This is a genomic window from Streptomyces sp. NPDC020801, assembly GCF_044334385.1.
GTDB lineage: Bacteria > Actinomycetota > Actinomycetes > Streptomycetales > Streptomycetaceae > Streptomyces.
Window position 1 is genome coordinate 190,362 of record NZ_JBIRST010000011.1, and the last position, 9,644, is coordinate 200,005.

Consider the following 9,644-nt stretch of genomic DNA (forward strand, 5'->3'; position numbering starts at 1 on the left):
CCGAGTGGACGGGCCCCTCGGCGTGCAGGATGGAGACATGGATCTTCGTATCTTCACCGAGCCCCAGCAGGGGGCCACCTACGACACCCTGCTCACCGTGGCGAAGGCCACCGAGGACCTCGGCTTCGACGCCTTCTTCCGCTCCGACCACTATCTGCGCATGGGCAGCGTGGACGGCCTGCCCGGCCCCACCGACGCCTGGATCACCCTCGCCGGACTCGCCCGCGAGACCAGGCGCATCCGCCTCGGCACGCTGATGACGGCCGGCACCTTCCGGCTGCCGGGCGTGCTCGCCATCCAGGTCGCCCAGGTCGACCGGATGTCCGGCGGCCGGGTCGAGCTGGGCCTGGGCGCGGGCTGGTTCGAGGAGGAGCACAAGGCGTACGGCATCCCGTTCCCGAAGGAGAAGTTCGCCCGCCTGGAGGAGCAGCTGGCCATCGTCACCGGCCTGTGGGCGACGGAGGTCGGCAAGACCTTCGACTTCCGCGGAAAGTACTACGAACTCACCGGTTCGCCCGCGCTGCCCAAGCCCGCGCAGGCGAAGATCCCCGTGCTCATCGGCGGCCACGGCGCGACCCGCACCCCGCGGCTCGCCGCCCAGTACGCGGACGAGTTCAACATCCCCTTCGCCTCGATCGAGGACAGCGAGCGCCAGTTCGGCCGCGTGCGGGCCGCCGCCGAGGCGGCCGGCCGCGGCGCCGGCGACATCACGTACTCCAACGCCCTGGTGGCCTGCGTCGGCCGCGACGACCAGGAGGTGGCCCGCCGGGCCGCCGCGATCGGCCGCGAGGTCGACGAGCTGAAGGCCAACGGCCTGGCAGGCTCCCCCGCCGAGGTCGTCGACAAGATCGGCCGCTACGTCGCGATCGGCTCCCGGCGGATCTACCTCCAGATCCTCGACCTCTCCGATCCGGACCACCTGGAGCTGATCTCGTCCCAGGTGCAGTCGCAGCTGTCGTAGCGGATCGGGCGCCCGGCGGTGCCGGGACCGCTCACCCCTTCCGGGAGGGGACCACGCCCGGCGGGAACGAGGACGCGGTGCGCCGCGAACCGCCCGAACCGCCGGCACCCCCGGAGCACCGGCGAATAAAGGAAGGCACCGGTGGCGCGCCCTGTGCCAAGGTGAGAGCGTCGTCCTGCCGAGCCCCCGGGAGCACCGCCCTCGGGGGCTTTCGCGCGTACGGCACCGCAGTCGTCCGTCCAGCCGGAGAGGCCCTCCGCATGTTCCTGACCATCACCATCACCACCACCGGCACTCCCGAACGCCCCGCGACCGACCTGGGGTTCCTGCTGCACAAGCACCCCGACAAGGCGCAGGCGTTCTCCACCTCCCACGGCAGGGCGCACGTCCTCTACCCCGAGGCCGGCGCCGAGCGCTGCACGGCGGCGCTGCTGCTGGAGGTGGACACGGTGGCACTGGCCCGGCGCGGCAAGGGAAAGGGCCGCGGCGGCGCACCCGACGCGGCACTCGCGCAGTACGTCAACGACCGCCCCTACGCCGCCTCCTCGCTGCTCGCCGTGGCGCTGAGGAGCGTGTTCTCCAGCGCGATGCGCGGGGTGTGCCACGCGCGCCCCGAACTGCCCGCGCAGACCCGCCCGCTCCGCGTCGAGGTGCCGGCGCTGCCCGCCCGCGGCGGCCCCGACCTCGTACGGCGGCTGTTCGAGCCCCTCGGCTGGACCGTGACGGCCGAACCGGTCGCACTGGACACCGAGTTCCCGCAGTGGGGGGACTCGCGGTACGTGCGCCTGGTGCTTCGGTCCGAGGCGGTGACCGTGGCCGAGGCACTGCGCCACCTGTACGTCCTGCTCCCCGTCCTGGACGACGCCAAGCACTACTGGGTCTCCGCCGACGAGGTCGACAAGCTGCTGCGGGCCGGGGAGGGCTGGCTGCCCGGGCATCCGGAGCAGAAGCTGATCACCAGCCGCTACCTCTCCCGCCGCTGGTCGCTCACCCGCGAGGCCATGGAGCGCCTGGAACTGGTGCGGCTGGCCGAGTCGGACGACAGCGAGGTCGAGGAGCTCGACAACGCGGTGGCGGCGGAGACCGGGACCGAGGAGAAGCCGACGCCGCTCGCCGTGCAGCGCCGGGACGCGATCGTCGCGGCACTGAAGGAGTCCGGCGCGGCCCGGGTGCTCGACCTCGGCTGCGGGCAGGGCCAGTTGGTGCAGGCACTGCTGAAGGACGTGCGGTTCACCGAGATCGTCGGCGTCGACGTGTCCGTACGGGCCCTCACCATCGCCGCCCGGCGGCTGAAGCTGGACCGCATGGGGGAGCGGCAGGCCAACCGGGTCGGGCTGCTGCAGGGCTCGCTCGTCTACACCGACAACAGGCTCAAGGGATACGACGCCGCCGTGCTCAGCGAGGTGATCGAACACCTCGACCTGCCCCGGCTGCCCGCCCTGGAGTACGCGGTGTTCGGCGCGGCCCGCCCCCGCACGGTCCTCGTGACCACCCCGAACGCCGAGTACAACGTCCGCTGGGAGACCCTCCCGGCCGGCCACACCCGGCACGGCGACCACCGTTTCGAGTGGACGCGCGAGCAGTTCCGGGCCTGGGCGGGCACGGTGGCCGAACGCCACGGCTACCAGGTGGAGTTCCGGCCGATCGGCCCCGACGACCCCGAGGTCGGCCCGCCCACCCAGATGGCCGTCCTCACCCTGAGCGGCGGCAACGACAAGAAGGAGGCGAAGGCGGCATGACCGGGCACAGCACACGGCAGGGGCGCGTCCTGCCCGTCACCGACCTCTCCCTGGTCGTCCTCGTCGGCGCCTCCGGCTCGGGCAAGTCCACCTTCGCCCGCCGCCACTTCAGGCCCACCGAGGTCATCTCCTCGGACTTCTGCCGCGGCCTGGTCGGCGACGACGAGAACGACCAGAGCGCCACCCGCGACGCCTTCGACGTCCTGCACTACATCGCCGGCAAACGCCTGGCGGCCGGCCGCCGTACCGTCGTCGACGCCACCAGCGTGCAGCAGGACGCCCGCCGGCAGCTGATCGACCTGGCGAAGAAGCACGACGTGCTGCCCATAGCCATCGTGCTCGACGTGCCCGAGGAGGTGTGCGCCGAGCGCAACGCGGCCCGCTCCGACCGGGCGGACATGCCACGCCGGGTGATCCAGCGGCACATCCGCGAACTGCGGCGCTCACTCAGGCACCTGGAGCGCGAGGGCTTCCGCAAGGTGCACGTGCTGCGCGGAGCCGAGGAGGTGGAGAACGCCTCGGTCGTCACCGAGAAGCGCTTCAACGATCTCACCCACCTCACCGGGCCGCTCGACATCATCGGCGACATCCACGGCTGCGCCGCCGAACTGGAGGCGCTGCTGGGCAAGCTGGGCTACGCGGACGGCGTGCACCCGGAGGGCCGTACGGCGGTGTTCGTCGGCGACCTGGTCGACCGCGGCCCGGACACCCCGGGCGTACTGCGCCGCGTGATGTCCATGGTGGAGTCGGGCGACGCGCTGTGCGTGCCGGGCAACCACGAGAACAAGTACGGGCGTCACCTCAAGGGCCGCAAGGTCCAGCACACCCACGGGCTCGCCGAGACCGTCGCGCAGATGGAGGGCGAGAGCGAGGAGTTCAGGGCGCGGGTACGGGAGTTCATCGACGGCCTGGTCAGCCACTACGTCCTCGACGGCGGACGGCTGGTCGTCTGCCACGCCGGTCTGCCCGAGAAGTACCACGGCCGCACCTCCGGCCGGGTGCGCTCGCACGCGCTCTACGGCGACACCACCGGGGAGACGGACGAGTTCGGGCTCCCGGTGCGCTACCCGTGGGCGGAGGACTACCGGGGGCGGGCGGCCGTGGTCTACGGTCACACTCCGGTCCCGGAGGCCACCTGGCTGAACAACACCATCTGGCACGACATCGCCCCACCAGCCACCAGAGCACCTCGCCAACACCCCGTCGAAGCCACCGCATCCTGAGCAGATCTCAAGGAAACACCAGGTCAGAGCGCTGCTGCTACCTCAGCTGAGGCGCCCACCGATGCCGCTTCACGTGACGGAGCAGGCGACGGAACCGACGCTTCCATTTCTTGGGGAGCGGCTGGGGAGATCTTTTTCGGGCTTCCCTCGAACCAGTTCTGCATCGCGGTGCGGCCCCGGCCATCCGCCTCGGGCATCATGTGCGCGTAGATCCGGAGTGTGATCGACGGATCCGCATGGCCCAGCCACTTCGAGACTGACACAACCGACTCCCGCGCGTCCAGCTGCACCGACGCAAACGTGTGACGCAGCGAATGGAAGCCCATCTCCCGGTCCTCCGCATACCGCTTCACCGTGCGGAACCTGCCCGGCTTCCCGGCGATCGGCCGCTTCGTCTCCTCGGGTGGTGCGACCAGCCCGGCCGCCTCGAGTGCAGGCTTCCAGAAGGAGTCGTTGAAGTAGTCCCGCCGCCAGGCCCCGCCCCGCACAGCCGTCAGCAGCAGCTGGTAGGTGCGTGGCGCCCGCTCCTTCAACTCCTTCTCCGTCTCGCCCTCTTCCGGATCCCCCCACGGCAGCGTCACCGCCCGAGCCGGCCACTGCTCGAGATGCTCCCGCACCCTGGTCAGCAGATGGGCCGGTACTGGCACGGTCCGGGTCTTGCGGCCCTTCGGCAGGGCGTACACGAGTTTCGACCCCACCTTCTTTATCTGCCTCTGCACATGGATCACCTGGGAGTCGAAGTCGATGTCCTCGAGGGCGAGGCCGAACACTTCTCCCTGCCGAAGCCCGGCACCCACGCCCAGGTCGACAGCGAGCTGCACCCGAGGGTCGATCAGCGACCGCACCAGTAGCACCCGCTCACGCGACCACGCGCTCGCCCGCGGCTCGGGCCGGGCCGGCGGTCGCACAGTCTTCTGTGAGCGGCAGTAGTTCTTGGTGATCCGCTCGTCGTCGACGGCGGCCTGCAGAATCGCGGAGAGCGCGCCCCACACATCGTTGACCGTGCCCGGCCCGAGTTGAGCGTTGAGCGTCTTCAGCCAGGCCCGCAACTGCGGCGTCTTGATCGTGTTGAGCGATTTGGAACCAAGGTGGGTGAGGATGTGGTTCCACACCTTGCCCTTGATCGTGGCCCTGGTGATCGGGTCGGGATAGTCCTGGTTGGGCCACCAGTGTTCCTCGACGTACTCCCGCAGCAGCATGGTGCCATCACGCGGGTCGATGAACTCGCCGCGGGAGGACTCGTGCTGAGCCTTCGCCAGCCACGCCTTCGCCCCGTCGATCCCGGTGAGCTTGGCGAAGCTGCGGTCCTTCACGCCAGGGACGCCCGCAACCCGGTAGCGCTTGCCCTGGTTGCAGCGGTCGGTGGGGATGGTCCGCTTGCCGTCCGGGCCCTTCTTGTACCAGCGATCCTCGATATAGCCGGCCATGCGGTACCCCCTGGATGGTGCGGGTCAGGCAGCGGTGCTGCCCGGGTCGTCCATCGTGACGATCTCACCCTGCCACAGCTGGAACCACTGACCGCCGCGCAGGAACAGCTCTATGGGGGGGTTCACGGCGCGGGCGAGGTCGTCGGCGGTCAGCTCGGGGCAGACGTGCAGACGGACGACACCCTGGGACTCGCGGATGTGGACAGCCTGGATGCGGTCGACGTCGGGGTCTGCTTCGAACTGGACGGTGAGGGGGCTGCCGGGTGAGTTGGCGCTGATGATCTGACCCCGCCAGATCTGGAACCAGCTGCACTGGTTGACGAAGTACTCGAGGGCCGCGTTCAGCGGGGGGAGGTAGTCGTCGGCGACGGCGCCTTCGCGGAGCTTGATGGTGACCTGTCCGCGGGTTTCCTCTATGACGACGATCTGGCCCGGCTTGAGGTCGTTGGTGGCTTTGTACACGACACGCAGCATGCGCCCTCCCGTTGGTACGGTGCGCGCGAGCGTAATGAGCCGAACGCGCACGGTTGTGGAAGGGTACGCCCCGTGAGCAGGCGTCGACAATCCGTTGAAGTGAATGTCTACTTAGGGACTTATCCGGTCACCCTTGGTCGCACCGGGATGATCTCCGCTAGTCGTTCTCGTGTCGCGCCCGCTCGTCAGCCTCGATCATCGCCCGCCAACGGCGCAGCTCAGACTCGGGCATGTTCCCGAGGTGGCTGACGATGATGCGCACGTCGTCGTTGTAGCCCGCCAGCTCTGTGGCCTCATATTCCAGCCACTGCGCCGCGGCGGCGGCCTTGACGCGCCGCTCACTGGCATGGAGAGCGGCGGCAAGAGCCTTCAGCTGGGCGGGGCTGGGCGCATTGGCCGGCGGGTTGGTGACGAGCCGCTGGAGGTAGGGCTTGGACAGCTTGGTGCCGGATTCCGGGTCGACGGCGCGCTGGGACATCTTGGCGTAGGAGAGGCCGCGGTCGTTGGCGTCCTGGATGAGCTGTGAGAGCGCACCGCGGGGACTCGGCTCGTCCGTACCGGTCGCCCGGTCGGGGGCCGCTGCCGTCATGTCCTCTTCCTCTCGCGTCACCTTCACACCGGCTGTCTCTATGGGTACGGATGAGCTCCCGAAAATTACCAGCTCAGCCCGTACAACCTTCCTGGATCCGAGACACTTCGTCTACAGATCGATGTTATCTAGCCAGAACTCGTACCGATACTCGACCCCGGATCGTCTCGGAACTGTAGACGAATCGGCTCCACTGTGCTTTCCTATGTTGTGCAACCAACCGCACCACTCGGGGGCAAAGTGAGCCGACGTGCAAGCAGACGCTGGACCATACGCAGCGTCGAGATCTTCAGGCACTACATGGACTTCCCGGGCCGAGGCCGGTCCTTCTCGATCCGCGACCTGGCTGAAGAGTCGGGTGTCAGCAAGGGGGTCATAGAAAACCTCCTCGCGGGTCGGCAGGACAGCGCCGACGTCGACGACGCCACAGCCCTCGCGGAGGCCGTCGGTAGCGCGATCTTCCCCCTTTTCGCACCCCCAGCGTCTCCGAACCTGAACCAAACGTCTCGTCCCCCAACCCCCATGAGCGAGGAATAGACCAATGCCGAACAAGCCGCAGCCGCCGAAGGGCTGGCTCTGGAGTCAAGACGCCGCCGATTACATCGGCGTTCACGTCGTCACCCTCCGCAACTGGCGCCGCGACGGCGCCGGCCCGAAGAGCGTCCTTCATGGCCGCCGTCGCTACGCCTACAAGATCAGCGACCTCGATGCCTGGCTGAACGGCGAGACCGCCGACGACGACCGGCCCCATCGAGCCCGCGCTGCCGCCTGACGGCAGCAAAGAGGCCGCCCCCGCTGCAGACGGGAACGGCCAGATCCACCCCAACCATCCGTGAACAGAAGGGCAGATCAATGCCATCCTCTCATCCCTCCTCCCCGCTGATCGAGCACCTCGACAGTGCCGTCAACGAGATCCACGTCATGCCGGGCTTCGGCAACAGGCTGACGGTGCTGCTGTACAAGGGCGACGGCATTCCGGAGCCGATGACTGGCGCGGTCGCTTCGGTGACTGTGTACGGCGACGGCCGCATCTCCTACGAGCCCATCGAGGAGGTGACGGCATGACGAAGATCGAGTGGACTGACGAGGTCTGGAACCCCACCACCGGCTGCGACCGCATCAGCCCTGGATGCGACAACTGCTACGCCCTGACCATGGCCAAGCGCCTGAAGGGCATGGGGCAGGCCAAGTACCAGACCGACGGCGACCCTCGCACCTCGGGACCGGGCTTCGGCGTCGCCACCCACCCGGACGCGCTGACGGAGCCGCTGCGCTGGCGCAAGCCCCGCCGGGTCTTCGTCAACAGCATGAGCGATCTGTTCCACGCCCGCGTCCCCCGCGAGTTCCTCGCCCGGGTGTTCGCCGTGATGGCCGCAACCCCGCAGCACACGTATCAGATCCTGACCAAGCGCCCGGACCGGGCGGCCCGGATCCTCACCGACCTGTGCACCTGCGGCAACGGCTGCGTCCCGGGGACGCACTTCCGCTCCGAGATGGAGTGGGCCGCCACCTCGCACAGCCCGACCTACGTCCCCGGTCTGGAGCACGGCATCTACCACCGCAGCGGATGGCCGCTGCCGAACGTGTGGATCGGCACAAGCGTCGAGAACCAGAAGTACGCCGACCTCCGCATCCCCGCCCTGCTGGAGACCCCGGCCGCCGTCCGCTTCCTGTCCTGCGAGCCGCTCCTCGGCCCCGTCGACCTGAAGCAGGCTGTGCGAACCCTGGGCAGTGAGCGAGGCCACGGGCTGACCGCCTCCTTCGTCCACGCCGGTGGCTGCTGCCGGAAGTTCCACGGCATCGACTGGGTCATCGTCGGCGGTGAGTCTGGCCACGGAGCGCGAGCCGTTCACCCCGACTGGCTGCGCAGTCTTCGCGACCAGTGCGGACAGGCTGAAGTGTCGTTCTTCTTCAAGCAGTGGGGGGAGTGGGGCCCGGCTCCCTTCCAGGTCCGCGTCTGCGACCCCAAGGTGGGCTGGCAGGGCACCGACGAGGAGCTCGCCGCGGCGAAGGCGGACAGCGAGGCCCGCGGCGCCACCCACGTCCACACCGGCCACTCGTACCTCGAGGACGGCGAACGGAACTACTGGCTGCACGAGATCGGCCACAAGCCCTGGTCCCTCGAACGCGTCGGCTTGCCTGAGGGTATGGCAGCGATCCGCCGCTGGGGCAAGGGACGTGCCGGCAGGGAGCTCGACGGCCGCACCTGGGACGAGTTCCCGACGGAGGCCACCCGATGACCGACATCCGTGACCTGCCCGCCGCGCCCGCCGCTGGCCGCCTGCCGGTGCCGCTGGGTGGCAGCGACCTCGCCGCCCTCGACGTGCCGCAGGCCGCGGTGGAGGCCGACGCCTGGAACCGTGCCCACCCGGTCGGTACCCCGGTGGTTGCCTATCCCGGCGCCCGGCCTGAGGACATCCCCAGCGCCCGCCGCATCGAGACGACCACCCGCAGCCGGGCCAGCGTCCTCGGCGGCACCGCTGTCGTCTGGGTCCACGGCCACGGCGCCTGCATCGCCCTCGACCACGTCGATCTGCGGACGCAGGCCACCGACGGCGAGCGCGCCGAGTACCTGCACCTCCTCGTCACGGCCGACGCCGATGACACCACCCGCCCGTTCGTCGACCTCCGCAAGGGGAGGAAGCTGTGACGACCTTCGCTGACCTGTCCCGCCCGCTGGCCCTACTGCGCCTCCTGAGCGCCGACCACCCTCAGCTGCCCGCGCCGCACGTGGGTGTGTCGCCGCACCACCCGCACTACCTGACCCTGTCCGTACACGGTGACCTCGGCGGGTTCGAGGCGTGGCGTGAGGCCCTGGGTATCGACCCGGGCGAGGTCCGCCACAACACGCAGAGCGGCGGCACCACCCTCGTCCTCACCGGCACCGCGACCATCGCGGACGCTCACGTCGAACTCGTCGGCTACGCCCCCAACCTGGCCCTCGTCGTTGAGGCGGTGGCGTGATGTTCGCCGATCTGGATGGCACGCCGATCGACCTGGACCGTGTGCAGGTCGCGTTGGACGGCTCTCGCTGGCTGTGGACGTGCGAGCACACGGAGGGCGGCGAGCCGCTGATGCTGCGGGTCGACACCCACGGCGCCGGGATCCTGCCACTGCCGGTCGTGTACCGCCTCCACGGGCCGCTCGTCCCGGAGTCCGCACGCCCCACCACCGCCCTGTACCGGCAAGTCCTGGAGGCAGCGTGATGGCCCCGGCCCGGCGGAGGTCGCC

11 protein-coding genes and 1 pseudogene are annotated in these 9,644 nt (G+C 69.5%); 9 read left to right on the forward strand and 3 right to left on the reverse strand.

What is annotated here, in order from left to right:
• Positions 1-37 precede the first annotated feature (37 nt).
• From ACH4UM_RS23510 to ACH4UM_RS23520, 3 genes and pseudogenes are all read left to right on the forward strand, one after another.
• Positions 38-961 carry an LLM class F420-dependent oxidoreductase gene (locus ACH4UM_RS23510; protein ID WP_398182516.1) on the forward strand — a complete coding sequence of 308 codons (924 nt, stop codon included), beginning with the start codon at positions 38-40 and terminating at the stop codon, positions 959-961.
• A 266-nt stretch (positions 962-1,227) separates the two neighbouring features.
• Complete coding sequence (locus ACH4UM_RS23515) at positions 1,228-2,700, forward strand: 3' terminal RNA ribose 2'-O-methyltransferase Hen1 (protein WP_398182930.1); 1,473 nt, start codon at positions 1,228-1,230, stop codon at positions 2,698-2,700.
• Positions 2,697-3,863: pseudogene (locus tag ACH4UM_RS23520) on the forward strand (AAA family ATPase); the annotation flags it as partial. The gene ACH4UM_RS23515 and the pseudogene ACH4UM_RS23520, both read left to right, overlap by 4 nt.
• 83 nt (positions 3,864-3,946) lie before the next feature.
• Here ACH4UM_RS23520 and ACH4UM_RS23525 read toward each other — a convergent pair.
• The 3 genes from ACH4UM_RS23525 to ACH4UM_RS23535 all read right to left on the reverse strand — a co-directional run bounded on the left by ACH4UM_RS23525 (position 3,947) and on the right by ACH4UM_RS23535 (position 6,413).
• Complete coding sequence (locus tag ACH4UM_RS23525) at positions 3,947-5,350, reverse strand: tyrosine-type recombinase/integrase (RefSeq protein WP_398182519.1); 1,404 nt, start codon at positions 5,348-5,350, stop codon at positions 3,947-3,949.
• A 24-nt stretch (positions 5,351-5,374) separates the two neighbouring features.
• Entirely contained in the window at positions 5,375-5,824 is a 450-nt protein-coding gene (locus tag ACH4UM_RS23530; RefSeq protein WP_398182522.1) for a hypothetical protein, read from the reverse strand.
• A gap of 157 nt (positions 5,825-5,981) precedes the next feature.
• Positions 5,982-6,413: a hypothetical protein gene (locus tag ACH4UM_RS23535; RefSeq protein WP_398182525.1), complete on the reverse strand. Its 432-nt coding sequence runs from the start codon at positions 6,411-6,413 to the stop codon at positions 5,982-5,984.
• Between the two features lie 541 nt (positions 6,414-6,954).
• On the opposite strand from ACH4UM_RS23535, the gene ACH4UM_RS23540 reads away from it, so the two are divergent.
• The 6 genes from ACH4UM_RS23540 (at position 6,955) to ACH4UM_RS23565 (ending at position 9,619) form a co-directional block, all read left to right on the forward strand.
• On the forward strand, positions 6,955-7,185 hold the full coding sequence (locus ACH4UM_RS23540; RefSeq protein WP_398182528.1) for a helix-turn-helix transcriptional regulator: 231 nt from the start codon (positions 6,955-6,957) through the stop codon (positions 7,183-7,185).
• Positions 7,186-7,265: 80 nt separating this feature from the next.
• Complete coding sequence (locus tag ACH4UM_RS23545; protein ID WP_398182530.1) at positions 7,266-7,478, forward strand: hypothetical protein; 213 nt, start codon at positions 7,266-7,268, stop codon at positions 7,476-7,478.
• Positions 7,475-8,653, forward strand: coding sequence for a phage Gp37/Gp68 family protein (locus ACH4UM_RS23550; protein WP_398182533.1), 1,179 nt, complete (start codon positions 7,475-7,477; stop codon positions 8,651-8,653). The genes ACH4UM_RS23545 and ACH4UM_RS23550 overlap by 4 nt, the downstream gene beginning before the upstream one ends.
• The gene (locus ACH4UM_RS23555; protein WP_398182536.1) at positions 8,650-9,063 is read left to right on the forward strand and encodes a hypothetical protein; all 414 of its coding nucleotides are present in this window, start codon (positions 8,650-8,652) and stop codon (positions 9,061-9,063) included. Before ACH4UM_RS23550 ends, ACH4UM_RS23555 begins: the two co-directional genes overlap by 4 nt.
• Positions 9,060-9,377 carry a hypothetical protein gene (locus ACH4UM_RS23560; protein ID WP_398182539.1) on the forward strand — a complete coding sequence of 106 codons (318 nt, stop codon included), beginning with the start codon at positions 9,060-9,062 and terminating at the stop codon, positions 9,375-9,377. Before ACH4UM_RS23555 ends, ACH4UM_RS23560 begins: the two co-directional genes overlap by 4 nt.
• Positions 9,377-9,619 carry a phiSA1p31-related protein gene (locus ACH4UM_RS23565; RefSeq protein ID WP_398182542.1) on the forward strand — a complete coding sequence of 81 codons (243 nt, stop codon included), beginning with the start codon at positions 9,377-9,379 and terminating at the stop codon, positions 9,617-9,619. The genes ACH4UM_RS23560 and ACH4UM_RS23565 overlap by 1 nt, the downstream gene beginning before the upstream one ends.
• The last annotated feature ends 25 nt before the right edge of the window (positions 9,620-9,644 follow it).

Bases quoted from the DNA above. Each gene is read 5' to 3' on its own strand.
- ACH4UM_RS23510 (WP_398182516.1), top strand. From the start codon at position 38: ATGGATCTTCGTATCTTCACCGAGCCCCAGCAGGGGGCCACCTACGAC.
- ACH4UM_RS23525 (WP_398182519.1), bottom strand. From the start codon at position 5,350: ATGGCCGGCTATATCGAGGATCGCTGGTACAAGAAGGGCCCGGACGGC.
- ACH4UM_RS23530 (WP_398182522.1), bottom strand. From the start codon at position 5,824: ATGCTGCGTGTCGTGTACAAAGCCACCAACGACCTCAAGCCGGGCCAG.
- ACH4UM_RS23535 (WP_398182525.1), bottom strand. From the start codon at position 6,413: ATGACGGCAGCGGCCCCCGACCGGGCGACCGGTACGGACGAGCCGAGT.
- ACH4UM_RS23540 (WP_398182528.1), top strand. From the start codon at position 6,955: ATGCCGAACAAGCCGCAGCCGCCGAAGGGCTGGCTCTGGAGTCAAGAC.
- ACH4UM_RS23545 (WP_398182530.1), top strand. From the start codon at position 7,266: ATGCCATCCTCTCATCCCTCCTCCCCGCTGATCGAGCACCTCGACAGT.
- ACH4UM_RS23550 (WP_398182533.1), top strand. From the start codon at position 7,475: ATGACGAAGATCGAGTGGACTGACGAGGTCTGGAACCCCACCACCGGC.
- ACH4UM_RS23555 (WP_398182536.1), top strand. From the start codon at position 8,650: ATGACCGACATCCGTGACCTGCCCGCCGCGCCCGCCGCTGGCCGCCTG.
- ACH4UM_RS23565 (WP_398182542.1), top strand. From the start codon at position 9,377: ATGTTCGCCGATCTGGATGGCACGCCGATCGACCTGGACCGTGTGCAG.